22 protein-coding genes are annotated in these 25,003 nt (G+C 60.4%); 2 read left to right on the plus strand and 20 right to left on the minus strand.

The window, feature by feature from the left end; all coding sequences use genetic code 11:
- Positions 1-4: 4 nt before the first annotated feature.
- From pdeM to ACR3EL_RS04170, 15 genes are all read right to left on the minus strand, one after another.
- A complete protein-coding gene (pdeM, locus tag ACR3EL_RS04100; protein WP_170337524.1) occupies positions 5-667 on the minus strand; it encodes a ligase-associated DNA damage response endonuclease PdeM in 663 nt (220 codons plus the stop codon).
- A 44-nt stretch (positions 668-711) separates the two neighbouring features.
- Positions 712-3,123, minus strand: coding sequence for a ligase-associated DNA damage response DEXH box helicase (locus tag ACR3EL_RS04105; protein WP_480720540.1), 2,412 nt, complete (start codon positions 3,121-3,123; stop codon positions 712-714).
- Positions 3,124-3,175: 52 nt separating this feature from the next.
- Positions 3,176-4,483, minus strand: a complete 1,308-nt coding sequence (locus ACR3EL_RS04110) for a P-loop NTPase family protein (RefSeq protein WP_093962764.1) — start codon at positions 4,481-4,483, stop codon at positions 3,176-3,178.
- Between the two features lie 117 nt (positions 4,484-4,600).
- On the minus strand, positions 4,601-5,146 hold the full coding sequence (locus ACR3EL_RS04115; protein ID WP_480720543.1) for a prepilin peptidase: 546 nt from the start codon (positions 5,144-5,146) through the stop codon (positions 4,601-4,603).
- Between the two features lie 3 nt (positions 5,147-5,149).
- A complete protein-coding gene (locus tag ACR3EL_RS04120; RefSeq protein WP_170337527.1) occupies positions 5,150-6,001 on the minus strand; it encodes a tetratricopeptide repeat protein in 852 nt (283 codons plus the stop codon).
- 29 nt (positions 6,002-6,030) lie between these two features.
- On the minus strand, positions 6,031-6,612 hold the full coding sequence (locus ACR3EL_RS04125) for a tetratricopeptide repeat protein (protein WP_170337528.1): 582 nt from the start codon (positions 6,610-6,612) through the stop codon (positions 6,031-6,033).
- Between the two features lie 4 nt (positions 6,613-6,616).
- Positions 6,617-7,600, minus strand: a complete 984-nt coding sequence (locus ACR3EL_RS04130) for a type II secretion system F family protein (RefSeq protein WP_093962760.1) — start codon at positions 7,598-7,600, stop codon at positions 6,617-6,619.
- A gap of 10 nt (positions 7,601-7,610) precedes the next feature.
- Positions 7,611-8,579: a type II secretion system F family protein gene (locus ACR3EL_RS04135; RefSeq protein WP_093962759.1), complete on the minus strand. Its 969-nt coding sequence runs from the start codon at positions 8,577-8,579 to the stop codon at positions 7,611-7,613.
- Between the two features lie 11 nt (positions 8,580-8,590).
- On the minus strand, positions 8,591-10,042 hold the full coding sequence (locus ACR3EL_RS04140; RefSeq protein ID WP_170337529.1) for a TadA family conjugal transfer-associated ATPase: 1,452 nt from the start codon (positions 10,040-10,042) through the stop codon (positions 8,591-8,593).
- 27 nt (positions 10,043-10,069) lie between these two features.
- Positions 10,070-11,305, minus strand: coding sequence for a CpaE/TadZ family protein (locus ACR3EL_RS04145; protein ID WP_093962757.1), 1,236 nt, complete (start codon positions 11,303-11,305; stop codon positions 10,070-10,072).
- Positions 11,306-11,502: 197 nt separating this feature from the next.
- Positions 11,503-12,132: an OmpA family protein gene (locus tag ACR3EL_RS04150; protein WP_480720547.1), complete on the minus strand. Its 630-nt coding sequence runs from the start codon at positions 12,130-12,132 to the stop codon at positions 11,503-11,505.
- A gap of 16 nt (positions 12,133-12,148) precedes the next feature.
- A complete protein-coding gene (locus tag ACR3EL_RS04155) occupies positions 12,149-13,555 on the minus strand; it encodes a type II and III secretion system protein family protein (RefSeq protein ID WP_170362937.1) in 1,407 nt (468 codons plus the stop codon).
- Positions 13,556-13,750: 195 nt separating this feature from the next.
- Positions 13,751-14,632 carry a Flp pilus assembly protein CpaB gene (cpaB, locus tag ACR3EL_RS04160; protein ID WP_480720549.1) on the minus strand — a complete coding sequence of 294 codons (882 nt, stop codon included), beginning with the start codon at positions 14,630-14,632 and terminating at the stop codon, positions 13,751-13,753.
- A gap of 277 nt (positions 14,633-14,909) precedes the next feature.
- Positions 14,910-15,161, minus strand: coding sequence for a hypothetical protein (locus ACR3EL_RS04165; protein ID WP_170337531.1), 252 nt, complete (start codon positions 15,159-15,161; stop codon positions 14,910-14,912).
- Between the two features lie 244 nt (positions 15,162-15,405).
- Entirely contained in the window at positions 15,406-15,633 is a 228-nt protein-coding gene (locus ACR3EL_RS04170; RefSeq protein ID WP_480720552.1) for a Flp family type IVb pilin, read from the minus strand.
- Positions 15,634-15,986: 353 nt separating this feature from the next.
- Here ACR3EL_RS04170 and ACR3EL_RS04175 point away from each other — a divergent pair, with 353 nt between their 5' ends.
- Entirely contained in the window at positions 15,987-16,853 is an 867-nt protein-coding gene (locus ACR3EL_RS04175; protein WP_170339382.1) for a lytic transglycosylase domain-containing protein, read from the plus strand.
- A gap of 50 nt (positions 16,854-16,903) precedes the next feature.
- Here the strand turns inward: ACR3EL_RS04175 and ACR3EL_RS04180 are convergent, their stop codons facing one another.
- The 5 genes from ACR3EL_RS04180 to tldD form a co-directional block, all read right to left on the minus strand.
- Complete coding sequence (locus ACR3EL_RS04180; RefSeq protein WP_170337532.1) at positions 16,904-17,530, minus strand: CoA transferase subunit B; 627 nt, start codon at positions 17,528-17,530, stop codon at positions 16,904-16,906.
- Positions 17,530-18,234 (minus strand): CoA transferase subunit A, encoded by a 705-nt coding sequence (locus ACR3EL_RS04185; protein WP_040634234.1) that lies wholly within the window; start codon positions 18,232-18,234, stop codon positions 17,530-17,532. The genes ACR3EL_RS04180 and ACR3EL_RS04185 overlap by 1 nt, the downstream gene beginning before the upstream one ends.
- 114 nt (positions 18,235-18,348) lie before the next feature.
- Entirely contained in the window at positions 18,349-20,949 is a 2,601-nt protein-coding gene (gene topA / locus ACR3EL_RS04190; RefSeq protein ID WP_170337533.1) for a type I DNA topoisomerase, read from the minus strand.
- A 149-nt stretch (positions 20,950-21,098) separates the two neighbouring features.
- Positions 21,099-22,229: a DNA-processing protein DprA gene (gene dprA / locus ACR3EL_RS04195; protein WP_170337534.1), complete on the minus strand. Its 1,131-nt coding sequence runs from the start codon at positions 22,227-22,229 to the stop codon at positions 21,099-21,101.
- A 227-nt stretch (positions 22,230-22,456) separates the two neighbouring features.
- The gene (tldD, locus tag ACR3EL_RS04200; RefSeq protein ID WP_093963036.1) at positions 22,457-23,878 is read right to left on the minus strand and encodes a metalloprotease TldD; all 1,422 of its coding nucleotides are present in this window, start codon (positions 23,876-23,878) and stop codon (positions 22,457-22,459) included.
- A gap of 176 nt (positions 23,879-24,054) precedes the next feature.
- On the opposite strand from tldD, the gene coxB reads away from it, so the two are divergent.
- Complete coding sequence (gene coxB, locus ACR3EL_RS04205; protein ID WP_170368823.1) at positions 24,055-24,966, plus strand: cytochrome c oxidase subunit II; 912 nt, start codon at positions 24,055-24,057, stop codon at positions 24,964-24,966.
- The last annotated feature ends 37 nt before the right edge of the window (positions 24,967-25,003 follow it).

Below are 25,003 nucleotides of genomic sequence, written 5' to 3' on the forward strand. Positions count from 1 at the left end.
TCGGCTAACGCGGCATCGCCGTCAGCTGTGGCTGCGGGCCCGTCAGAATGGCGCGGGCGTCCGGCTGCATCAACTGAGACAACGCGGTGTCCGAGCTGCGCAACCCTCCGGTATATGTTCCATAAGCCGGCATGATCAGTCGACACCCGTCGAACAAAAAGGCCGGGCGCGAGATCATGCGGCCCCGCGCATTGAGCCGGACCTTGGGGTGAAAATGCCCTGAAACTTCGCCTTGCGCGTCGGTTTCCGCTATATGGCGGAAGACCAGCACGTCTTGGCTCCACTCGGCCAGATGGGTGCCGCTCAGCGCGACGGGACCCGGGTCGTGGTTGCCCTCTATCCAGATCCAGAGCCGCCCGGCTTGCAGCGCAGAAATCTCGAGCCGATCTGCGTCGCTCAGCGATTCCGAGGCTTCGAGATCATCGAAACTGTCCCCCAAGCATACCACTGTCTTGGCACCGGTCGTGTCAAGATCGGCGGCCAGCCGGGACAGTGTCTCTCGGTTGTCATAAGGGGGCAGGGCCGGTCCGCCCCGCCGAACGACCCGAGATGACTTGCCCAAGTGCAGGTCCGAAACACACAGAAGATCGTGCGCAGGCCACCAAAGGGCGCCCGATCCCATGGCGCGCAGCCGGGCACCTGCAAAGGAAAATTCAAGGCTGTTCATGGTCCGTTCTTTGCCTGTCGGGGCTTGATTTGCAAGTCGTTTCTTCAGGCGGGTTCCAGGCCGGCGTCGCGCAACAAACGGGCGCTTTCTTCGGCCAGCAGCCGCTCTTCGGCCACGCCCTTGACCGGGACCTTTCCCACCTCGAGCAGCAACGGCGCCGCCAGCGGTGACACCCGATCCAGCCGGATCAGGTCGATCCGGTCGCCGATGCGTGCAATCATGGCCTCGATCCGTCCGAAATCGACCAGCCCGCGCATGGCTTCTTCGCGGGTGATCTGCATCAGCAGGTGGTCGGGGTCGTATTTCAGCAGCGTGTCGTACAGGATGTCCGACGAAAAGGTCGCCTGTCGCCCGCTTTTGCGTTGGCCACCTGTGTTGCGCTCGATCAGCCCGGCGATGGTGGCCGAGGCGCGGAAGGTGCGTTTCATCACCGCATTGCCCGCCAGCCAGTTGTCCAACCCGTCGCGCAGGGCCTCGATCTGGAACAAGGGGCTGGAGTCGGTCACCGCGTCCAGACCCCAGATCAGCGTGGCATAGTCGGTCGCGACAAAACCCAGCGGGGCCAGCCCGGTTTCCTCCATCCGTTTGGTCAGCAGCAGGCCCAGCGTTTGTTGTGCGTTGCGTCCGGCAAAGCCGTAAACGCACAGGTTTTCGCGGCCGTCATTGGGAAAGCTCTCGATCAACAGCCGGTCACGCCCGGGCAGCCGCGACATCCGGCGCTGCAGGGCCAACCATTCACCCGTATGTTCGGGCAGCTGCGGCCAGTCGGGCTGTGCGAACATCCGCAGGATGCGGTCGCTCAGCTGGGTCGAGGTGGCGAACTTGGTGCCCGAGAAGGTGGCGACCTTGGGCTTTTTGTCCGCACGGCGCGTGACCTCAACGACCATTTGACGCAACCCTTCATAGCGCACGATCTGACCGCCGATCAGGAAGGTGTCGCCGGGGGTCAGCGATGCGGCAAAGGCCTCCTCGACCTCACCCAAGGGCTTGCCGCCCCGGTTGCGCTTCAGCCGGACCTTCAGTGTATCGCTGTCCTGGATCGTGCCCAGGTTCATGCGGATGCGATGCGCCGCGCGCGGGTCGCGCAGTTGCCACAGCCCGTCGGGGCGCTGTTGCAGGCGTTGCCAGCGGTCATAGGTGCGCAGCGCATAGCCACCGGTTGCGCAGAACTCCAGACAGGCGTCGAAGGCCGCGCGGGTCAGATCGGCATAGGGACCGGCTGAGGTGACCTCGGCATACAGGGCATCGGCATCGAACGGCCCGGCGCAGGCCGCGATCAGGATGTGTTGGCACAAGACGTCACGCGGGCCGGGGCCGCGCGGCTCGCCGTCCAGATCGTGCGCGCGTGCGGCCTCCAGCGCGGCGACACACTCGACCACCTCAAATCGGTTGGCAGGCACCAGCAGAGCCTTGGACGGCGCGTTGTAGCGGTGGTTGGCCCGCCCGATCCGCTGGACCAGGCGCTTGACGTTCTTGGGGGCGCCGATCTGGATCACAAGATCCACGTCGCCCCAATCGATCCCCAGATCGAGGCTGCCGGTGCAGACGATGGCGCGCAGGTCTCCACGAACCATCGCCGCCTCGACCCGTTCGCGCTGTTGCCGGTCGAGGCTGCCGTGGTGGATGCCGATGGGCAGGCCTTCGTCATTGGCCAGCCACAGGTTGTGAAAGAAGATCTCGGCCTGGGCGCGGGTGTTGTGGAAAATCAGCGTCGTCTTGTGCTGCCGGACCTGCTCCAGCACCGCCGGGATGGCATAGGCCGCGCCGCCCCCGGCCCAGGGCGGCATTTCGGCCGTTTGCAACATGGCGATATCGGGATCGGGGCCGGGGTCGGCCAGAACAATGTCGCAAGGGTCGGGGTGGCGGGCCAGAAAGCGCGCGATGGCGTCCGGGTCCTCGACTGTGGCCGACAGGCCCACGCGCCGCAGATTGGGGCACAGGGTCTGAAGGCGGGCTAGCGCCAGCATCAACTGGTCGCCTCGCTTGCTGTCGGCCAACGCGTGTATCTCGTCCACGATCACGCGCTGGACGCCCTGAAACATACGTGGTGCATCTTCGTAGGACGCCAGCAGCGCCAAGCTTTCCGGGGTCGTCAGCAAAATATGCGGCGGGTCCACGCGCTGGCGTTTCTTCTGGGTGGGGGTGGTGTCGCCGGTGCGGTCTTCGATCCGGATCGGCAAGCCCATCTCGTCGGCCGGGCCGCGCAGGTTGCGCTTGATGTCGGCGGCCAGCGCTTTGAGCGGCGAGACATAGATCGTGTGCAGCCCCGCGTGCCGCCCCTCGGCCAGTTCGATCAGCGAGGGCAGGAACCCGGCCATCGTCTTGCCGCCGCCCGTGGGCGCGATCAACAGCGTCGCCGGGGCCCGCGCCCGGTCGATCATGGCCTGTTGATGCGGGTGGATGGACCAACCTCTGGCGGTAAACCAGGTGTCAATCCGGGCGGGAATCTGCGTCATATGCACAGACTAGCCCGCCCGGTGACAAAGCGGAATGCGGTTTGGGCCGGTCTTACTTAACGATTTCCTCGTCCTTGACGAACATGTTCGCCCAGGCGCGGTCGATCAATTCCGGGCTCATTTGATAGGGGATGCCCTCGAATTCGCAGATCGAGATCATCTGATCGATCAGGAAGATCGGCTGATAGTTCGCATAGACATTGTTGATGGTCGGGTATTTGACCTTCAACAGATGTACCAGTGCAGCTTCGTCCAACGGAATGCCGCGCTTGCGGGCCACCATGGCGAAGATCTTCAGGAAGTTTTCCTGGTTCGGGCCGTCGATCTTGATCTTGAAGAAGATCCGGCGAAGCGCGGCCTGGTCGAAGATCTCGTTCGGGTGGAAGTTGGTCGAGAAGATGACCAGCGTGTCGAAGGGAACTTCGAACTTTTCACCCGACTGAAGGCCCAGAATGTCCTTGCCCTCTTCCAGCGGAACAATCCACCGGTTGATCAGGGCCTGCGGCGGCTCGGCCTGGCGGCCAAGGTCGTCCACGATGAAGATGCCGCCGGTCGATTTCAGCTGCAGCGGCGCCTGATAGGTGCGCGCCGTGGGGTTGTAGACAAGGTCCAGCATGCTCAGCGACAGTTCACCACCCGTGACCACAGTGGGGCGTTCACACTGGACGTACCGCGTGTCGAACCGCTTGCGGCGGCGCAGGCTGTTCGGGTCGTCAGCCTCTTGCTCGATCGCTGTGTGCACGATCGGGTCGTACACGGTGATCACCTGACCGGCATATTCGATGGCATACGGAACAAAGACGTTGTCACCCAACGCATCCCGAATTCCGTTGGAAATCGAAGACTTACCGTTGCCCGGCGGGCCGTACATCAGGATCGAGCGACCGGCGCTGACCGCAGGGCCCAGGTGGTCAAGCAGGCTGTCCGGCAGAACAAGGTGCCCCATGGCGCCGGTCAACTGATCGCGCGTGACTTGGATGTTCCGGATCGACTGTCGTTTGACCTGCTCGCGGTAGACCTCCAGCGGAACGGGCATGGCGCCAAAGTATTCGGATTGGCTCAGCGCGTCCAGCGCCCGTGCCTTGCCGGCGTCGGTCAGCTGATAGCCCATTTCGTTGCCGCTGTTGGCGTTCAATGTCCCCGTCGCCTCAAGCAGCTTCTGTTCGCGGGCGATGTCGACCAATTCCTGCGTCACCGAACTCGGCAGACAGATCGAGGCGGCGATCTCGCTCACCGTGTCCACATTCTTGCGAAAAACGGTCTTCAGAAGGATGTCCCGCATCATAACAAGCGGAAGCTGCATTTCCCCCAGACCCTTCGGGGCAGGAGGAGCCATAACGGATGAGGTCTGCATGTTCATGAGCGCGGCTCGTCTATCCAGTTGTCAATCCTTGTGTCCCGAAAGGGACCACTTGCGGAAAATCTGGCGCAGCTTTGTGGCAGGACCAAGGCGCGGGCAAGGCGCAGACATGATGGTTTACGAGCCGTTAATTGCGCCCAAAATCAAATAGATGCCAAGACTCGCACCCAAGGCCAGCCCCATGGGGAATTTCTTGCCCTGATCCCAGCTTTCCCAGTTCGGAGCGATCTGGCGCAGGCGGGAGTATTTGGCCAGCCGATGGGTGGCAAACGCGGCCAGCGTCGTGACCATCAGAATCACCATCACCAGCAAGAAGTCACCAACCCATACGAACGGAGCCGCAGCCGCGCAGAACTTGGCGTCGCCCGCACCCATGGCGCCTGCGGCATTGAGAAGAATGCCAAAAAACAGCACGACCACCAGATGGAACAGCTGCCAGGCATAAACCGGCAGAGAAAACTGCAAAGGCCCGATGCTGGCCCCAACCCAATCGCCGGACCAAGGTGGCAGCACAATCAGCCCGACCACCACAAAAACCAAGGTCAGAGCGGTAACCGCATGGTTCTTGATCTTCATTTCCCGCATGTCGGTGAACGCGACATAGAAACAGATGGGCAGCACAAATGGTAGAAACCACTGGGCTGCCACTGCAGGAATTTCCATGCCTTATGCTTCCTCGAGCGCGCGGAGCGACCGAACCGCTTCGTCGAAATGCTGCGGATGGGTGGCGATTGCTTCCCGGAACAGGTTCTTGGCAGTGTTGATGTCACCGCGCTTCACGGCCGAGATGCCCATCGTGTTCAAGAGTTCCGCGCGTTCGGTCTGGGACATCGGGATCACCGGCATGGAATAATTACCCTGCGCCGAGCGGGCAAGAACCAGGTTGTTCTTCGCCGTGAACAATGAACTGTCCTGTCGGATGGCTTCGGTGAACAGGCGCTCGGCCTCGGAATATTGGCCGCGGGTCAACTTGGAATACCCCCAGTTGTTCATCACGCCGGCCGGCCGTGTTGTCAGCCCGATTGCGGTTTCATAGAACTGGTCCGCACGCTTCCAATCCTTGCTGGCATCTGCCACCAAGGCTTCAAGCCGATAGCGTTTGAACGTCTCGTAGGTCGGGGGGATCTGGTCCAGCGCTGCCTTTGCCGCCTTCCAATCACCACTGCGGACCAACGAGTCCGCATAATCGACGCGATCCGCGTTCGTTGCACCGGACATCGCGGTCACGCGCTTCCAGGCGGCCGATGCTTCGGTGCTGCGCTTGGCGCGGGTCAGCGAAATGGCAAGGCCACGCTGCAAATCGATCCGATCTGGATTCTTGCCGGCGGCTCCACGGAAATAGGTCACTGCCTCGTTCGGGTCAGCCGCATTGAGCATCACGTCGTTGAGGTTCGTCTCATCGATGACGTTCACTTCCTGGAACGTGCGTTCGACCTTTTCCTCTTCGGTTTCTTTTGCGCATGCAGACAGGATCAGCCCGCACACGACGACTGTCGGAATCAGGAGTTGTTGGCGCATTTTTGCGTCCCTTACTGCTCTTGCCTCTGTTACTGGTTCTTCCGCAGCAGGAAAGCTCCGTTCCCTTGCTGCTCCAGCGTATATTCTTGTTCTTGTGGTGTATTATTAACAGGATTTTCCATTTTTGCGAGCGCTAAGCGAAGATTGTCACGGATTGCGTCACTTTCGCCATTGTCCAGCGCATAGGCCCTTTGGAAGACCTGCGCGGCCTCGGCATACTCACCTTTTTCCATCAGCAGAACGCCGAGATTGTTCCACGCAACCGACCAATCCGGGTCTTCCTCGACCGCTTGTCGCAACAAGGGCTCGGCTTGTCCCAGCCGCCTGAGGCCGAGATTGGCGGTTCCGATCGAGGTCAGGATTTCCGGGGTCATCCCTTCCGTCAGGGCCGCGCGGGTGAACGATTCCATGGCCAGTTCGTATTCTCCGGCTGCCATCAATCGGTTCCCGACAGCAATTTCGTCAATCGGTCCACCTTTGGGGTCGACGCCGGGGGCAAAAGGCCCGTTCGAAAGACTTGGGTCCGTACACGAAGCCACCACGGCAAGAACCGCGGTGGCTATCATTAGGCGGTGGAGCCCAAAGCGGGCGCACCGGTTGCGTGAGGGCATGGGCTTATTGGCCTCTGTTACCGAACTCCATGATGCCTTTCGCCGAAGGACCGACCAGAATGATCAGCAGCGGCGGCACCGTCAGCATCATTGTGGCAAGGGTCATTTTCGTTGGCAACTTGTTCGCGGCTTCTTCGGCGCGCATGACGCGTTTGTCGCGCATCTCGCCGGCATAAACCCGCAGGGCGTCGGCAATCGACGTACCGAATGTGGCCGATTGAATCATCACCGTCACGAAAGAGCTCACATCCTGGACACCGCAACGCGTCCCGAAATCGCGCAGAACCTGATCTTTCTCTTTGCCGGCCTTCATCTCATAGGCGACTATCTCGAATTCCTGCGCAATATCGGGGTAGGAGGCCTTCATCTCGCCGGCCACACGCACGATCGCCTGGTCCAGAGACTGACCGGCTTCCACGCAGACCAGCATCAGATCAAGCGTGTCGGGAAAGCCCGCGATAATGTTCTCTTTGCGCTCTTCGATCCGGCGCGTGATCCAGTATTTGGGAATGTAGTATCCGATGGCACCCGGCACCAGAACGCGGATCATCATTTGCTGACCGGTGAATTCCTGCCCGTTTGAAAACACGGTCACCAGGAGAACACCCAAAACGATCCCGGTGATCCCCAACGCAAATTGCGCAAAGTGGAAGAACCGAACGGAATCTTTCGAGCGGTAACCGGCCTGGCGCAGCTTGAGCTCCATGGCCGAGTATTCTTCTTCATCTTTCGGCTCAAGGAAGGTCGCGAACTTTTCAAGCTGTTCGTTCCGGCCCGAGTTGCGCAACTGATCCTTCTTGCCGCGCTTTTCCTTTTTGGGTGCAGCGTTTGCACGCTGCAGCTTTTTCAAGGGATCTTCCGGCTGGTTCAAAAGGATCGGAATGGTCACCAGGACCATGAACAATCCCAGCACGCCGACGACGATCAGCGGGCCGAACTCGCCCAATTGATCCGTCAGCATGTCGTTGATTTGGGTCAGAAATTCCATGGTCGTGCCCTCAGACCTTGATGTTGGTGAGAATGCGCATGACGATCAGGTTCAGCGTCAGCATGATCCCCACGACAAAACAGGCGGGAATGAACCATTTGTGGTCCAGAACCGAGTCATAATACCCGGGGTCCTTGACCAGAATGAAAACCAGGCAAAACAGTGGGAACCCCGACAGGAACTTGCCCGACCACTGCGCCTCGGCCGTGATCGCCTTGACCCTGCGGAACAGACGGAACCGTGCGCGGATCACCTTGGCAAGCCCGTCAAGGATCTCGGCCAGGTTGCCGCCCGACTGCTGCTGGATGCCAACGGCGACCGCGAGAAAGCGCAAATCCTGCATGTCCAGACGTTCGGCCATGTCCTTCAACGCCTCGCCCACGTCACGGCCATAGGCGCATTCGTCGGCAATCACGCCAAATTCGGTCGCAAGCGGATCCTGCACCTCGTTCGCGACGATCTGGATCGTCGAAACGAACGGGTTGCCGACCCGAAGTGAGCGCACCATCAGTTCCACGGCATCGGGCAACTGCTCTTCAAGCATGCCCATGCGCTTCTTGGCCTTGTGATTGACCCAGGCATAGACAGCGCCGATACCGATTGCGATCGACAGAGCTGCCCGCAGGATTGTGTCGGTTCTGGTGCCGATGCTCAGGCCCATGAACGCGACCACGGACACCAGTGCCATGATCATGACCAGTTGCCGCGGGCTGAAGGCAATCGCCGCCTTCTGGGCCTTGTCGGCCAACAGCGAGTAGAGCGGAATGCTCTGCGACTTCATGTGCTGCTGCATTTCCTTGCGCAGCTGCTCCAGAACCTGTTCGCGCCCGACGCCTTTGTCGATCATGTCCAGACGGCGATTGACGCGGCTGTTCAGGCTGATGGATTTGCCGAAAGCCACCAGATAGATACCTTCGACCAGCGCCAGAACCCCGACGAAGATCGCGACATAGATGAGCGCCTCGGTTGGCAGTTGCATGCCCTGATCTCCTACATTGTCGTCGGTTCGTAGATCGATGCGGGCAGGTCATACCCCCACAGACGGAACCGTTCGGAATAGTGGCTGCGAACGCCGGTGGCCGTGAAATGACCAATGATCTTATTGTCGGGCGTCAGGCCAACTCGTTGGAATTTAAAGATTTCCTGCATCGAGATTACGTCACCTTCCATCCCGGTGATCTCGGTGATCGAGGTCATGCGGCGCGAACCATCCTGCAGACGGCTGGCTTGGACGATCAGGTTCACAGCGCTTGCAATCTGGCTGCGCACGGCCTTGATAGGCATTTCGATCCCGGCCATCGCGATCATGTTTTCAAGTCGCGAGATACCGTCGCGGGCCGAGTTGGCGTGGATCGTGGTCATCGAGCCGTCGTGGCCAGTGTTCATGGCCTGCAGCATGTCGATCACCTCGGCGCCGCGCGTTTCGCCCACGATGATGCGGTCAGGGCGCATCCGCAGGGCGTTCTTCAGACAGTCGCGCGGGCTGACTTCGCCTTTGCCTTCCACGTTGGGCGGGCGGCTTTCCATCCGGCCCACATGGGTCTGCTGCAGCTGCAGTTCCGCCGTATCCTCGATGGTCAGAATGCGTTCTGCGTCATCGATGAAGCTGGACAGCGCGTTGAGCGTGGTCGTCTTACCCGAACCCGTACCACCAGACACGATGATGTTCAGACGAGTGGAGACGGCGGCCTGAAGATACGCGGCCATTTCTTCGGTAAACGCGCCGAAATTGACCAGATCGTCGATGCCAAGCTTGTCTTTCTTGAATTTCCGGATGGAAACCAGGGACCCGTCCACCGCGATCGGTGGAACCATGGCGTTGAAACGAGACCCGTCGCGCAAACGGGCGTCAACATAGGGGTTGGATTCATCGACCCGGCGACCAACGGCGGACACGATCTTGTCGATGATCCGCATCAGGTGCTTTTCGTCTTTGAACGACACGTCGCTCAGTTCGAGCTTGCCGAAGCGTTCGACAAAGATCTGATGCGGACCGTTGACCAGAATATCGCTGACCGAGTCGTCTTGAAGCAGTGTTTCAAGCGGACCCAGACCGGTGACTTCGTCGTACAATTCCTTGTTCAACTGGGTCCGGTCTTCGCGATTGAGAACGATGCTCTTGGCTTCCAGAACCTCGCTCGCGATCGCGCTGATTTCGGTGCGCAATTCGGCTTCGGCTGCATTTTCCAGTGCGGCCAAGTTCAGGTTTTCCAGAAGCTCCCGATGCAGCTCGATCTTGATTTCGCTCAGCCGTTCCTTGCGCTTGCGCTCGCGGTCGTTGCCCTTGGCTTCCGCCGCGGTTTTGGCCACCGGTTTGCGGGCAATCGCGGTGGACGGCGAAGGTGCCGCTGCCGGAGCAGCTGGGGTTTCGGCGGCCTTGGGGGCTTGTGAAGGGGTCGCAACCGGCTGCGCACCTGATGGTTTCTTGTAACGTGAGAACACGGCGGTTTCTCCCCCTGATAGCCTTTGTTATGCCGCTTCGGCGCTGTTGCTGCCGAGGCTGTGCAAGGATTGAGCAAGCTTTGCGATTTCGCGGCGAAGAGGGTTCTTGCCGGCCGAGCTGGCCAAAGGCAGACCATGGTCGCCGCTTTGCATGACCGGCTTGCCGCCATCCGGCAGCTGCAGGTCAATCGAGATTCCCAGGCTTTCACCCATGCGCTTGACGCGGCTTTTGCCGCTCAGGTCCGTGAACTTGGGTGCGCGGTTCAACGCAAAGCGAAGCTTGTTGAACGGCAATTCCTCGGCCTGAAGGGCGCGTTTCAGACGCAACGCGTTCTGAGCGGACCGCATATCCAGTTCGATCAGAGCAAAATAGACATGCGCGGCCTGCAAAACGGTCTCGGACCAGTGCACCAGCGTTTTCGGCATGTCGACCACGACATAGTCGTAGTGCTTGCGGGCCATGTCGATCACCCGCTGGATATCTTCGTGCGTGAGAATATCCAGAGGCACCATGTCGGTCGGGGCCGTCAGAACATCCAGCTTTTCGTCGAATGTCTGCAGAGCCTGCCCAAACACTTCGTCATCCATGGCCACGGTGTCCGACAGCATTTCGAACACGGTTTCACGGCGGGGCAGGTCCAGATAGGTCGAGATGGTTCCGTATTGCAGATCCAGATCGATCAGGCAGACCTTGGGTGCATCCTTTTGCGATACGGTTGCCAATTCCCAGGCCAGGTTCACGGCCAGAGTCGTTGCACCGACACCACCGGCCAAGCCCTGAACTACAAACAAAGCGCCTTCTTTCGAAGCTCCTGAGGCCAGCGGGACGGAAACCTGTTGCGGAGTCACGACAGGTTCGGGCGCATTCATGCGGTCGATCGCTTCCTGCAGTTCGTTCTCGGGAAGAGGGTAGGGGACGAATTCATCGGCACCCTTGCGCAGCAACTGATGAAGAGCGGCGGGGGTCACGTCCTCGGCAATCAGGACGACTTTGATCTTCTTTTCCTTGGCCTGGGTGATGATCTCACCCATCAAGGTCAGGTTGTCCTCGTCCTCACCGTCGATCGCGAGGGCCACGAATTGAAGTGACTCAGCTTCGGGCTGGCTGAAAAAGGCCAGAGCCTCGGCAAAGCCAAGGTCACCCCAGCGCTCGCCCAAAGCGGCTTCCATGTCCTCGATCAGCAGGTCGAAGTTCTGGACATCTCGGCTGATGGTACAGGCCAGAATGCCGGTGTCGTCGTTTTGCGGCGTTGCGCTCGTCATTAACACAATCCTCGTCGTGAGAGCGCAGCAAACGTCGATACAATACCAGTCCGTGTTTCAGCTTGCTGTCGCCCTAAGCGGTCAATTCTGGCCGCAGGTCACCCAATTGTTCACAATGTTGCGTGGAAGTGGGGCAAGAATTGGGCGCAAAAAAACCAATTGTAGGGAATTGGGCGACGATGCCGCCCAATTTCTGATTATTGTTCGCTGGTTTCGCCGATGGCCGTTTCGCGGCGCAGCTGGCTCTTGAATGTCGCGCTTTCGATGTACTCGCGATAAACGACGTCAGCATACTTGCCATCCAGGATGTTGGGATGGCGATCGACCAGACCCGACACCTCGGTAACGGTGCGGCGGTTACGGCGATCCCGATTGGGCGTGGCCACCAATGGCTGCGTTTTTCCATAAGAAACAACGGCTTCCAGGCGCGAGCGGGAAATACCCTGTTGCGCGAAGAAGTTGACGACCGCTTGCGCGCGGCGCAGACCCAGACTGTTGTTGTAGGATTGGGATCCGACGGCGTCGGTGTGGCCGTACACGCGGAAACGCGCTTCGGGGAACTGTTTGATCCAGTTCGCCTGATACAGCAGAATCTGGCGTGCTGCCGAATCCAGCTGCGCGCTGTCGAACGCAAAGTTGATCTGGGTTGGAACCTCGGCAGCGAATCGCTGCGCCAGGATCTGGCCATAGGTCAACTCGCCATTCATGACCTGGATGTTGTTCAGCGTTGCGTTGCCGAATGCGCCTTGGTCCACTTCATAGCCGGCCTCACGGGTACAGCTGGCGACAGCGACTGTAAGACCCAGTGTGATGATCCACTTCTGCATTGGTCTGTCCTCCCTATCAATCCAGGACGTAGCCGTAGGAATTGCCAAAGTCCTGCTTGGCGACTTCCGATGCGGCTCCATTACCAACCCGTTCCGTCCGGGCAGTTCTGCCGTTCATGAACAGGTCGAATTCGCTGGGCGGCTTCACACGGTCGGTCGGCAGCGCTAGGGCTTCGCCGCGGGTTGGAGAAACCAGATGCGCGGTGATGATGATCACCAGTTCGCTCTGCTCGCGCTGGTACTCCGCGCTGCGGAACAATGCTCCCAGAACAGGTACGTCACCCAACCAAGGGATTTGGTTGTTCAGGTCTCTGAAATCGTCCTGAATCAGGCCGGCGATCGCAAAGCTCTCACCATCTCGCAGTTCGACCGTTGTGCTGGTCTGGCGCGTGATGAAGCTGGGGACTGTGTCACCGTTGATGGTGAAGTTCGAACTGGTGTCGATGTTGGACACCGCCGCCGCCATCTCAAGGTTGATCAGGTCACCGTCGACGACGCGCGGAACGAAGTCGATTTCCACACCGAAAGCCTTGTATTCAATGGCAACTACACCGTCATCCTGAGGAACCGGAATCGGCACTTCACCACCGGCGAGGAAGGTTGCCTCCTGCCCGGACAGTGCCGACAAGTTGGGCTCGGCCAAGCTACGGGCCAGGCCCTTGGCTTCCAGCGCTTCCAGCAGCAGCCGGACCTGGGTGGAGCCTGCGCCAAAGCCGAACAGAATCGCGCCAGTATTCGACTGAACCGCCGGGATGTTGTTGGCCAACGCGTTGCTCAGGGACAACTGGTTGTTCAGCGTGTTGATACCACCGGTCGCGTCACCGCCGGAAAAACCAAGCGAGGCGGACAGGTTCTTGGCGACCGACCGGTTCATCTCGGCAAAGCGGACTTTCAGCATGACCTGCTGTACGCCGCCGACATTCATAAGGTTCGACACACGCTCGGGCGCATAGCGCTCGGCCAGTTCCAGAGCACGTGCCAGTTTGGCTGCGCTGGAAACCGTGCCCGAGAGAACGATGCCGTCATTGGCGGTACGCACTTCGATTCGCTCATTTGGCAGAATCTGGCGCAGGCGCTCTTTGAATTCGGTCACATCGGGCGCAACGCGAACGCGGACGTTCGTGATCAGGTTTCCGGCGCCGTCAAACAGTGTCAGCGTCGTCATGCCTGGCGCTTTGCCCAAGACGTAGATTGTGCGGTCCGAGAGCGACGAGATGTCCGCAATGCCTGCATTCGCGATGCTGAGCTCTGCAAACGGCTGTTCGCTTTCAACCACGATGGCGCGGTTCATGGGCACATCCAGCGTTTCCGCCGTGCCTTTTTTGACCACGCGAAGATTTTGGGCCCAGGCGGAATCGCCGACCGGGCTCAGAACTAGGGCCAACCCCAAAAGGGTCGAACCAATCAAGGAACGTATTGTCATGTGACCTGCCTCTCCGATCACCACTCTATTTTTTTGGGTCTTATGCCCTATGTGTCGAACTCTGCGCGAATTCCGGATTTATTGCAATAATCAAGGGTTTCTGGAATTTTCCTTATGTGGACAATGCGCAACAACCCAAACGAAACGAGCCGCGCATTATGCGCGGCTCGGGCATGGTAACGCTCTGAATGGGCGTCAGTTTGTGCAGGGGATCGGGGTCTCGACGATCTGGTCGCCGCGGCGAGTCCGGATGGTGCAGACCTTCTCTGCCTCTTTCTTCGGTGCGGGGGCTGCTTCTTCGATTCCCAACAGTTTGCGTTGGTCAACTTCGATCGCACTTGCGATGGTTTCATCCTGAACCCCGACCAAGGCCAGAGACAGGCGTCCGGTGTTTTGCGCCTGCGCCAGGGCCGCGATCTGTTCCGGCGTGGCGGCAACGGTGACGGTCCGGGCAATGGTCGTGCCGGTGACATCCGATCCCGCCGTCTGATCGACGGCAATCAATTCGATATTGGTCTGGATCAAGCGGGTGATTTCCCCGTTTGCCCCTTCGACCGCGCTGCGCAGCGATCCGGTCCAGTACACGTCAACAACGTCGCCGGGGCGAAGAAAGCCCGAAACGCCCGAGGCGACATCGACACTGATGGCGAACGCGCGCATACCTTTTTCGAGACGCGAGGTCAGGCCGGCCAGCTCACCCGGCCGGGTGATCTTGACCTCCATGATGGCCTCGTCCTTTTCCATGGTGCGCAGAACAAAGCGTTCATTGTTGCCGGTTTCCGGGAACAGAGCCGTAATATCGGTGAACGAACCTTCCGGAACCGCATTCTCAGGCCATTCCACGACGCGCACATCTTCTTGGGTCAGGCGCTCGCCGTATTTAAGCGGACGTTCAGATACGATCACGCCGACGGTCGGAACGACGTCGACCTTGGCGTTGGCAAGGGCCTCTTCGGCCATCTGCCGTTCACGCGCCAAGGCGTTCTGATACTCGGCAATATAGTTGCGGGCCATATAGACCGCACCGCCAGCCAGGGCGACCCCGACGATCAGGACAAGACCAAATACAGCTCGCATGCGTATACCTCTTTATTGCTCTGGCCGGACCTGTACCGGTCCGGGCAGGACATTGAAACAGCATATTTCCTAAATCGGAATTGTGTCGAAATGTGGGACAAATGGATATTTTTCGTTGTTTTATTGGCACAGAACGTTGCGAACGAGCATCTCGTGACGTGGCGTCTGCTGTATCCCAGCATGGGTTGTGCGGTGCGGAGAAGGCAGGGGGCAAACGCGAACAACCGCGCCCGGCTGGCGCGGTTGTCATGTGGCCGGTTGGCCAAGTTCCCGAAAATCAGTTGCCGCCGGATCCGTTCGATCCACCGGTGATGATCCCGCCAACGGCCGTGTTGCTGTCGCCGGTGCTGATGCTGATTGCCGAGTCGGAAAGGGCCGCCTCAACATCGTCAGCCAAGCCCTCGGTCCCACCTTGGATCAAAGCGTAGGCAATCGCTGCCAGGCCGGTGACGGCTGCGGTCAGGACCACCCAGTCGACGGTGATCGCACCGCTATCATCTTTTTTGAAGTTCCTGATGAACTTGATCATTTCGCGTCCCTCCTGACAGAGTGATTCCGCCCAGTTCCGGTTTCTGATGGCGACCAGAATTCTCGCGGGCACCTAAATACTAGTTATCAAAGACTTAAACGCGGTCTCCGTGGCGGAAATTGGGCCAAACGTGGGCCATGCTTGGCCCGGCGCCCGAAATCCGATGCGCAGCGTGTGTCTTGCTTCAAAGGAAAAGGCCGCGCCCTCAGGCGCGGCCTTGTATCCCGATTGGGATGAAGTCAGCTTAGTTGCTGCCAGCGGAGGTGATACCACCAGCTGCCGTGTTCGAACCGGTGCTGATCGTTGCGCTGGTCAGGGCGCTGGAAACGTCGGTTGCCAGGCCGGTCGCGCCGCCTTCGATCTGCTGGTAAGCAACGGCTGCCAGGCCAACAACGGCTGCGGTCAGAACGACCCAGTCAACAGTTACGGCGCCGTCTTCGTCTTTGCGGAAGTTCTTGATGAACTTGATCATGTTACGTCCCTCCTAAAGGATCAAAAAGTCAATAAAACCTCGGGGTCTTTCAGAGCTTCATCTCTCAGTCGGCTCATGACCGTCTCGGTATGGCACTATGTTTGCCCCTCGTGCGTGGCAGGAATTGGGCCAAACAACGAATTTTTTGCCTCAGGCTTAACTTTTTGGTCACTAATCTGGTAACCTATTGAAATAAAAAACAAAAAATTTTTGACACTAACCCGCCACGCTGTTTCGGCGGTGCAAAATTGCGCCAAATGAGGCAAAACCGCCCCAATTCGCTTTGTTTTTCTGGCCTTGCGGGAAGATTCGCGTATCAAATCAACTCAAAAGAACAGATGAGGCAGGCAGAAATGGTTTTCCGGGACGCACTGACATGCGCCGGCGTTTTGGCGTTGCTGGTTGCCGTGGCGGCTCCGGCACCTGCCGCGGATATCGAGCCACGCGGCGTATACAAACGGATCAAGGCTCCCAAGGCGGGGGAACGCCCGCGAGTGACGGTTCAGATCAGTCCGCAAGAACACGCATCAGCACCTTCAGCGCCCAGCACGGGCCCCGATTTGGTCGTGCCCGATATCATAGCCCGGACCAAAGTCCCTCCGGCGGCCTTTCCGGACATAATGAACAAAAAGACCCCCGAGGGCGCGTACAAGGCGTTCTGGGACAAGGTATCGCCGGATATGACTCGAGCCGGCCCTGGCCGCCTTGACGAAGCCCTGCAGGCTCTGGCGGCGACCCAGATTTCATCTCCGCGGCTGCAGAACCTCCAAAAGATCGTCGAGCAGCGCGGGGTCGATATTCTCCGTACGACTGTAGGAACAAAAGTGTCGCCAGCGCTGGTCCTTGCGGTCATGTCCGTGGAATCAGGCGGTCGCCCCACTGCCGTCAGCTCGGCCGGAGCACAGGGTTTGATGCAACTGATGCCTGCCACGGCCAAGCGGTTCGGCGTGACCGACAGCATGTTGCCGGAACAGAATATCGCCGGCGGCGTGAAATACCTGGATTGGCTGATGGGTGAATTCAACGACGACCCGATTCTCGTCCTGGCGGGATACAACGCCGGTGAAGGCGCGGTGCGAAAGCACAATGGTGTTCCGCCTTATGCTGAAACGCGGGACTATGTCCCCAAGGTTCTTGCCGCCTTCCAGGTGGCCCGAGCGTTGTGCGCCACTCCGCCGATGCTGATTTCCGACGGGTGCGTCTTTCAGTCAATGAATTGAAAAAGGCCCGCCGAATGGCGGGCCTTGCGGTTTCTCCGTTTGCTCAGCAGTCAGCTGACGATGGTCGCCTCGGTCGCCGCGCGCATCTCTTCTTCGCTGACGCCATCGGCCAGTTCGACGATTTTCAGGCCGCCTTCGACCACGTCCAGCACGCCCAGGTTGGTGATGATGCGGTCAACCACGCCCTTGCCGGTCAGCGGCAGGGTGCATTCCTTCAGCACTTTGCTGTCGCCGTGCTTGTTGGTGTGGTCCATCACCACGATGACCCGTCCGACGCCGGCCACCAGGTCCATCGCGCCGCCCATGCCCTTGACCAGCTTGCCCGGAATCATCCAGTTGGCCAGATCGCCTTTCTCGTCGACCTCCATCGCGCCCAGGATTGCCGCCGCGATCTTGCCGCCGCGGATCATGGCAAAAGACGTGGCGCTGTCGAAATAGGCGGTGCGGGGCAGTTCGGTGATGGTCTGCTTGCCGGCGTTGATCAGGTCCGGGTCCTCTTCGCCCTCATAGGGGAAGGGGCCCATGCCCAGCATGCCGTTTTCCGATTGCAGGGTGATGTCCTTGTCGCCCACATAGTTCGCCACCAGCGTCGGAATCCCGATGCCGAGGTTCACATACATGCCGTCTTCCAGTTCCTCGGCCGCGCGCGCGGCCATCTGATTGCGGTCCCAGGGCATTACGCTTCCTCCTTCTTGCGGGTGGTGCGCTGTTCAATGCGCTTCTCGTGCTGACCTTGGATGACCCGGTGCACATAGATGCCGGGCAGGTGGATACAGTCGGGATCCAGCGAGCCGCGCGGTACGATCTCTTCGACCTCGGCCACGCAGATCTTGCCGCAGGTCGCCGCCGGCACGTTGAAGTTGCGGGCGGTTTTGCGGAACACCAGGTTGCCGGTGTCGTCGGCCTTCCATGCCTTGACGATGGCCAGATCGGCAAAGATCCCTTCCTCGAGGATGTAGGTCTCGCCGTTGAACTCCTTGTGCTCCTTGCCCTCGGCGATCACGGTGCCGACGCCGGTCTTGGTGTAGAAGCCCGGGATGCCCGCGCCACCGGCGCGCATGCGCTCGGCCAGGGTTCCCTGCGGGGTGAATTCCAGCTCAAGCTCGCCCGACAGGTACTGGCGCATGAATTCGGCGTTCTCACCGACATACGAGCTGATCATCTTCTTGACCTGCCGCGTCTGCAGCAGGATGCCGATGCCGAAATCGTCGACGCCCGCGTTGTTCGAGGCAAAGGTCAGATCCTTCACGCCCGACTCCTTGATCGCTTGCAGCAGCAATTCGGGAATGCCGCACAGGCCGAACCCGCCGGCCGCGATCAGCATGCCATCCCGAAGTATCCCATCGAGGGCCTCGGTGGCATTGGCATAGACTTTCTTCATGGAAAACTCCCCCAATGACATGGTGATGGGCAGGTTGTGCCGCCACGTCATTGGGAAGTCAATGAAACCCGCAGGCGGGTGGTATTTCTACCTAACCGCCCGCGGGGGCCTGGATCAGCCGGCTTTCTTCTTGGGCGCGGCCTTTTTGCGGGTGCCTTTCTTGGCCGCCTTCTCATTGACCAGTTCCACCGCCATTTCGGGCGTCACATCCTCGGGCTTGATGTCCTTGGGCAGGGTCGCGTTGACCTTTTCCCACTTCACATAAGGCCCATAGCGCCCGTCCAGAACCTGGATCGCACCGCCATCGGGATGCTCGCCCAGTTCCTTCAGCGGTTTGGCCGCAGCCCGTCCACGCCGCCCGGGGTTGGCGCGCTTTTCCGCCAACAGTTCGACGGCGCGGTTCATGCCGATCTCGAATACGTCGTTGGGATCCTTAAGGTTGGCATAGACAGGCTTCGCCTCATCCGGCAGCTGGTGCATGATATAGGGACCGAAGCGCCCGAAATTGGCGCTGATCACACCGCCCTCGGGGTGTTCGCCAATCTCGCGCGGCAGGCTCAGTAGGATCAGCGCCTTCTCAAGGTCCATGTCGTCCTTGCTCCAACCCTTGGGCAAAGAGGCGCGTGGCGGTTTATTGTTCTCGGGCGTGGCTTCGCCGCGCTGGACATAGGGGCCGAACCGACCGGATTTCAACCAGATCTCATCCTCGCCATCCATGCCCAGCAGGCGTTCTTCGCCCTCGGCGCCTTCGCCAGCGATGGGGCGGGTATAGTTGCATTCCGGATAGTTCCCGCAGCCCACGAACCCGCCGGTCCGCGAGGTTTTCAGGTGCAGCCGTCCGACCCCGCATTTGGGGCAGATGCGCGGATCAGAACCATCCTCGCGCGGGGGGTACAGCTGTGGGGCCAGCGCCTCGTCCAGCTTGTCGAGCACCTCCGAGATCCGCAGCTCGGACGTCTCGGCGATCGCGGCCGAGAAATCGCGCCAGAACTTGGAGAGCAGGTCCTTGTAGTCGCGGGCGCCGTCGCTCACCTCGTCCAGCTGTTCTTCGAGGTTGGCGGTGAATTCGTAACCCACGTACTGACGGAAGAAATTCAACAAGAAGATCGTGACGATCCGGCCCTTTTCCTCGGGGATCAGGCGGTTCTTGTCCTTGCGGACGTAACCGCGGTCCTGAATCGTGGTGACGATCGAGGCATAGGTCGAGGGTCGTCCGATGCCCAGTTCCTCCATCCGTTTGACCAGGGTCGCCTCGGTATAGCGCGGCGGCGGCTGGGTGTGGTGTTGCAGCGCCAGAACCGCCTCGTTGTCCGACAGGATGGCTTTCTTGTCCGCGCCGTCGGCGGTGGCCTTGTCAAACTGATCCTTCAGCGTGGTCTTGGCAAAGCGCGCCGGATCACCCTGCATGATCTGGGGCAGGCGCTTGTCATCCTCGTCCTCGACATCGTCGCGGCCTTCCTCGTAGACGCGCATGAAGCCGTCGAACAGCACGACCTGACCGGTGGCGCGCAGGCCCACCTGGCCGTCATCGCTGCCGATTTCGACGGTGGTGCGTTCCAGCCGCGCGGCAGCCATCTGGCAGGCGATCGTGCGCTTCCAGATCAGATCGTACAGCTTGCGCTGATCGTCATCCGACAGTTTCAGGGCGGCCGCATCTTTGCTCATGTCCGTGGGCCGGATGCATTCGTGCGCTTCCTGCGCGTTCTTGGCCTTGTTCTTGTACATGCGCGGGCTGTCCGGCACGTATTCGGCACCGAACCGGTCCTTGATCGCGTCCCGCGTGGCGGCGACGGCCTCGGGGGCCATGTCGATGCCGTCAGTTCGCATATAGGTAATGTGCCCGGCCTCGTACAAACGCTGGGCCACCTGCATCGCGTGGCGGGCGCCCATGCCAAATTTGCGGCTGGCTTCCTGCTGCAGGGTCGAGGTCATGAACGGGGCGCTGGGATTGCGCGCGGCTGGCTTCGCTTCGACCGAGGTCACGCTCAGCGCGCGGCTGGTGATGGCCTGCACCGCCAGTTCAGCCTGGGTGGCGTTGGCGATGTCATGTTTGTCCAGCTTTTTGCCGGCCAGCGTGACCAGTCGTGCTTCATAGGTCTGGCCGCGCGGCGTTTCGAACAGCGCCTTGACCGACCAGTATTCCACGGGCTTGAAGGCCTCGATCTCCATCTCGCGCTCGACGATCAGGCGCAGGCAGACCGATTGCACGCGCCCGGCCGATTTCGCGCCGGGCAGCTTGCGCCACAGAACCGGCGACAGGTTGAAGCCGACCAGATAGTCCAACGCGCGCCGGGCGAGGTACGCCTCGACCAACGGCATGTCCACCTCGCGCGGGTTCTGCATCGCCTTGGTCACCGCATCCTTGGTGATGGCGTTGAAGGTCACCCGGCTGACGGCCGTATCCTTCTTGATCGAGCGGCGTTTGGTCAGCGCCTCCTGCAGGTGCCAACTGATCGCCTCGCCCTCGCGGTCGGGGTCGGTTGCCAGGATCAGCGCGTTGTCATCCTTGAGCGCGTCGGCGATGGCCTTGACGTGTTTGCGGCTGTCGGCACCGACCTCCCAAGTCATCGAAAACTCGTGGTCGGGATCCACCGATCCATCCTTCGGAGGCAGGTCGCGAACATGTCCGTAAGAGGCCAGGACCGTGTAGTCGGGGCCAAGGTATTTATTGATCGTTTTTGCTTTGGCCGGGGATTCTACAACAACTACAGGCATTTAGTTAAAAACCTCGCTCGACGGATTGGGCGCCTTCTATGGCCGTGCAAAATGTGTAGGGCAAGATGGATTTGTCAATGCACAGTCTGAAAGGCCCGAAATCCGGCCAAATTGAGACGGTCTGCCCGGGTTGGAACCACCTCGGCAGATCACACGGCGAGGCTCAGCAACCCGCCCGGCTGGCGACGGATCAATCCGTCCAGCTCCAGATCGATCAAAGCGGGGCCGATCACGCTGGCGGGCGCATCAACATCCCGGATCAACTGGTCCTCGGCCAAAGGCGAAGGCCCCAACCGTTCCAGGATTCGGGCGTGGAGCGCCTCGGGAGGAGTGATTGTCTGCGCGACGGGCGCCGTGTCGGGGGCAGGTTCGGACGCTCTGCGCGGCTGCGGGGGCAGGGCGTCGATTACATCCTGCACGCAGCGCACCAGTGTGGCGCCTTCACGGATCAGAAGATTGCATCCGGCGGCGCGGGCGTCGAACGGATGGCCGGGCACGGCAAGAACCTCGCGTCCCTGATCCAGTGCGTCGCGCGCCGTGATGAGGCTGCCGGACTTGGCGGCAGCCTCGACGACGACGACGGCCTGAGACAGACCCGATATGATCCGGTTGCGGCGAGGAAAGTGGCGGGCCTGCGGGGTCACGCCCATTGGTTGTTCGGAGATGCGCAGCCCTTTGGTCGCGATGTTGCAGGCCAGTTCCTTGTTTTCCGCCGGATAGATGATGTCGACGCCACCGGCCATGACCGCAACGGTTCCCGTTTGCAGCGTGGCCAGATGCGCGGCGGTGTCAACACCGCGGGCCAAGCCGGAGACGACTACGTAGCCACTCTCACCCAGGCCACCTGCCAGAGCCCGCGCCATCCTGGTTCCCAAGGACGAACAGTTGCGGGCGCCGACAAGCGAGATCATCGGGCGCTGAAGCACCGACACGTCGCCTACTGCCCAAAGCATAGGAGGGGCATCGTTCAGATCGGTCAGCGCGGTTGGATAGTCGGCGGCCCCAAGGCACAAAAGCCGCGCTTTTGCGGCTTTTGCGGCCTTGAGTTCCGCCTCGATGACGCCGGGCGGGCATATTTCATACCCTGCAATTCCGGCAGCGCGTGCCAATTCCGGCAACGCGGCCAGCGCATTCTGCGCCGAGCCATGTTCGTGCATCAGGCGCCGGAATGTTGCCGGGCCAACCTTGCGCGAGCGCAACAGGCGAAGCCAGGAAAACCGGTCCTCTTCCGTGGTGGGTGGGAGTGGGGGGTGATTGGAAGAAAGCTGCTCTTCGGTCATCCGTCGCTCCGCCTGATTGCAGAACTGGTTTACGGCGTGACGGGTTAACAGCTTGTGAATCGCAGAAAATTTTAGCGTGTTCCAGCGTGGGCTTCGCGAAATAGGCGCGCAAACCTTTGAAGGTAATAACTTTTCTCAGACGGTCATTTTTGATGCGCTACGGTTCATTCCCGCCGGGCCGGCAGCACGGATTAACCATGGTGCCGGCCGCAAGCACACGATTCGTATCAAGCGGCGGATCCTCCGACCGTCAGCCCCTCCATCAGCACCGTAGGCTGCCCCACACCCACAGGCACCCACTGACCGTCCTTGCCGCAGGTTCCCATGCCGGGATCCAGAGCCATGTCGTTGCCCAGGCCCCGGATACGTTTCAGCGCTGAAGGACCGTCGCCGATCAGCGTTGCGCCCTTGACCGGCGCGCCGATCTTGCCGTTCACGACCCGATAGGCCTCGGTGCAGCTGAACACGAATTTGCCGTTGGTGATGTCGACCTGGCCGCCGCCGAAACCTACGGCCCAGATGCCATCCTTGATTTCGGCAACAAGGTCCGCCGGGTTAGCATCGCCGCCCAGCATGATCGTGTTGGTCATGCGCGGCATAGGTTTGTGCGCATAGCTTTGCCGCCGCCCGTTACCGGTGGGGGATACCCCCATCAGGCGCGCATTCTGGCGGTCCTGCATGTAGCCGGTCAGGATGCCGTCTTCGATCAGCACGGTGCGCGAGCTGGGCGTTCCCTCGTCATCCACGGTGATCGATCCGCGACGATCCGGGATCGTTCCGTCATCCACCACGGTCACGCCCTTGGAGGCGATCCGCTGCCCCATCAGCCCGGCAAAGGCCGAACTCCCCTTGCGGTTAAAGTCTCCTTCCAAGCCATGCCCGATGGCCTCGTGCAGCAAAATGCCGGGCCAGCCGGGGCCCAGTGCAACTTCCATCACGCCGGCCGGAGCGGGAACGGCATCAAGGTTGACCAAAGCAATGCGCAGCGCCTCTCGGACCTTATCCTGCCAATCGGACGGGTCAATCAGGCCGTCCAGACCAACGCGGCCGCCACCGCCGGCCGATCCGCTTTCGCGCCGACCGTTCTGTTCGACGATGACCGACACGTTCAGGCGGGTCATCGGACGAACGTCGCGTACCATGGTGCCATCCGGGCGGAGGATCTCGACCTCTTGCACGGACGCGGCGATCACGGCGCTGACTTGGACCACCCTGGGGTCCAGATCGCGCGCAAATCCGTCGATTTCGCGCAGAGTCTCGACCTTGACCGGGAAGCTGGCGGATTCGATCGGGTCTGCATCCGTATAAAGCTGCTTGTTTGTGCGCCTTGGCGCGTCGGCCAAAGTGCCGCCGCCGTCACCAACCGCCAGCCGGGCGGTTTCCGCAGCACGTTTCAGCGAGGGCATTGATACATCGGTCGAGTGGGCATAACCGGCCACATCACCCTGCACGGCACGCAGCCCGAATCCCTCGGACGCATCGTAGGATGCGGTGCGCAGGCGCCCATCGTCAAAGGCAAGTGTTTCGGATTTCCGACGCTCTACAAACAGCTCGCCGTCTTCGGCCCCAGCGGTGGCCGAGCGCAGTACGGCCAGTGCCTCGTCATGCGGCAATGCGGTCTCGAACGGGCGAAACGGGGCTTGAGTCATGGGTTGCGGCCTTTCGCGTTTGATCCAGATCAAAAATAGCGTCTGTTTGACGCAAGCATTTTGCTTTATCTACCTCCCGGAATATGGTTTTTAACGCGGCCAAAGACAACGGGAGAGGTGTGACCGATTCACACCTGTTCGCCAGAGACGCAAAGATCAAACGATCAGGACAGAAAATGAAGAATGCTTTGATGCTTTCGGGGGTGTTCGCAGCCCTCTCCAGCCTTCCCGCCATGGCTCAGGATCTTGAGATCATCGGCAAGCCGGTCGACGGCGGCATGGGCTTCCAGCCGGCGGCCACCAGCCTGGCCGAAGGGATTCACCGCCTTGATGGTATGATTCTGGTTATCATCACCGCGATCTGTCTGCTGGTCGCAGGCCTGCTGGTATACTGCATCGTGCGCTACAACCAGCGTGTAAACCCGACCCCGGCGCGGTTCTCGCACTACACTCCGGTCGAGATCGCCTGGACCATCGGCCCGATCCTGATCCTGGTCTTCATCGGTGCGTTCTCGCTGCCGGTGCTGTTCAAACAGCAGGAAATCCCCGAGGGTGATGTCGTCATCAAGGTGATCGGCAACCAGTGGTACTGGACCTATGAATATGTTGATCACGACTTTGCGTTCGACAGCTATCTGCTGGGTCACCCTGCCACTCTGGACGAGGGTGCACGCCCCGCCGATGCGGATGTAACCCCGTTCGTTCTGGACGATGCGATGCGCGCCAAGCTGGCCGATGCCGGCTACAGCGAGGATGAGTGGCTGCTGGCCACCGACACAGCTGTCGTGGTTCCCGTCAACAAGGTGGTTGTGATGCAGGTCACCGCGGCTGACGTGATCCACTCGTGGACGATCCCCGCGTTTGGCGTCAAGCAGGACGGCGTTCCGGGCCGTCTGGCCGAGCTGTGGTTCCAGGCCGACAAGGAAGGCATCTACTTTGGCCAGTGCTCCGAGCTGTGCGGCAAGGACCACGCCTATATGCCGATCACTGTCAAAGTCGTCAGCGAAGAAGCCTATCAGGAATGGCTGCAGGGCGCGTTGGACGAATACGCTGGCCAGCCGGCGTCGTTCCAGATCGCCTCGAACTGACGATCCCGGGGCCTGAGGCCCGATAGAAACCAAGGAC

It is taken from the genome of Ruegeria sp. BJ3, assembly GCF_056535665.1.

What these genes read in the sequence shown, in the direction of transcription:
- ACR3EL_RS04130 (WP_093962760.1), bottom strand. Translation starts at nt 7,600, where the DNA reads ATGGAATTTCTGACCCAAATCAACGACATGCTGACGGATCAATTGGGC.
- ACR3EL_RS04155 (WP_170362937.1), bottom strand. Translation starts at nt 13,555, where the DNA reads ATGACAATACGTTCCTTGATTGGTTCGACCCTTTTGGGGTTGGCCCTA.
- ACR3EL_RS04110 (WP_093962764.1), bottom strand. Translation starts at nt 4,483, where the DNA reads ATGAACATGCAGACCTCATCCGTTATGGCTCCTCCTGCCCCGAAGGGT.
- ACR3EL_RS04175 (WP_170339382.1), top strand. Translation starts at nt 15,987, where the DNA reads ATGGTTTTCCGGGACGCACTGACATGCGCCGGCGTTTTGGCGTTGCTG.
- cpaB (WP_480720549.1), bottom strand. Translation starts at nt 14,632, where the DNA reads ATGCGAGCTGTATTTGGTCTTGTCCTGATCGTCGGGGTCGCCCTGGCT.
- ACR3EL_RS04185 (WP_040634234.1), bottom strand. Translation starts at nt 18,234, where the DNA reads ATGAAGAAAGTCTATGCCAATGCCACCGAGGCCCTCGATGGGATACTT.
- ACR3EL_RS04180 (WP_170337532.1), bottom strand. Translation starts at nt 17,530, where the DNA reads ATGCCCTGGGACCGCAATCAGATGGCCGCGCGCGCGGCCGAGGAACTG.
- coxB (WP_170368823.1), top strand. Translation starts at nt 24,055, where the DNA reads ATGAAGAATGCTTTGATGCTTTCGGGGGTGTTCGCAGCCCTCTCCAGC.
- dprA (WP_170337534.1), bottom strand. Translation starts at nt 22,229, where the DNA reads ATGACCGAAGAGCAGCTTTCTTCCAATCACCCCCCACTCCCACCCACC.
- topA (WP_170337533.1), bottom strand. Translation starts at nt 20,949, where the DNA reads ATGCCTGTAGTTGTTGTAGAATCCCCGGCCAAAGCAAAAACGATCAAT.
- ACR3EL_RS04145 (WP_093962757.1), bottom strand. Translation starts at nt 11,305, where the DNA reads ATGACGAGCGCAACGCCGCAAAACGACGACACCGGCATTCTGGCCTGT.
- ACR3EL_RS04165 (WP_170337531.1), bottom strand. Translation starts at nt 15,161, where the DNA reads ATGATCAAGTTCATCAGGAACTTCAAAAAAGATGATAGCGGTGCGATC.
- ACR3EL_RS04115 (WP_480720543.1), bottom strand. Translation starts at nt 5,146, where the DNA reads ATGGAAATTCCTGCAGTGGCAGCCCAGTGGTTTCTACCATTTGTGCTG.
- ACR3EL_RS04125 (WP_170337528.1), bottom strand. Translation starts at nt 6,612, where the DNA reads ATGCCCTCACGCAACCGGTGCGCCCGCTTTGGGCTCCACCGCCTAATG.
- pdeM (WP_170337524.1), bottom strand. Translation starts at nt 667, where the DNA reads ATGAACAGCCTTGAATTTTCCTTTGCAGGTGCCCGGCTGCGCGCCATG.
- ACR3EL_RS04170 (WP_480720552.1), bottom strand. Translation starts at nt 15,633, where the DNA reads ATGATCAAGTTCATCAAGAACTTCCGCAAAGACGAAGACGGCGCCGTA.
- ACR3EL_RS04135 (WP_093962759.1), bottom strand. Translation starts at nt 8,579, where the DNA reads ATGCAACTGCCAACCGAGGCGCTCATCTATGTCGCGATCTTCGTCGGG.
- ACR3EL_RS04105 (WP_480720540.1), bottom strand. Translation starts at nt 3,123, where the DNA reads ATGACGCAGATTCCCGCCCGGATTGACACCTGGTTTACCGCCAGAGGT.
- tldD (WP_093963036.1), bottom strand. Translation starts at nt 23,878, where the DNA reads ATGACTCAAGCCCCGTTTCGCCCGTTCGAGACCGCATTGCCGCATGAC.
- ACR3EL_RS04120 (WP_170337527.1), bottom strand. Translation starts at nt 6,001, where the DNA reads ATGCGCCAACAACTCCTGATTCCGACAGTCGTCGTGTGCGGGCTGATC.
- ACR3EL_RS04150 (WP_480720547.1), bottom strand. Translation starts at nt 12,132, where the DNA reads ATGCAGAAGTGGATCATCACACTGGGTCTTACAGTCGCTGTCGCCAGC.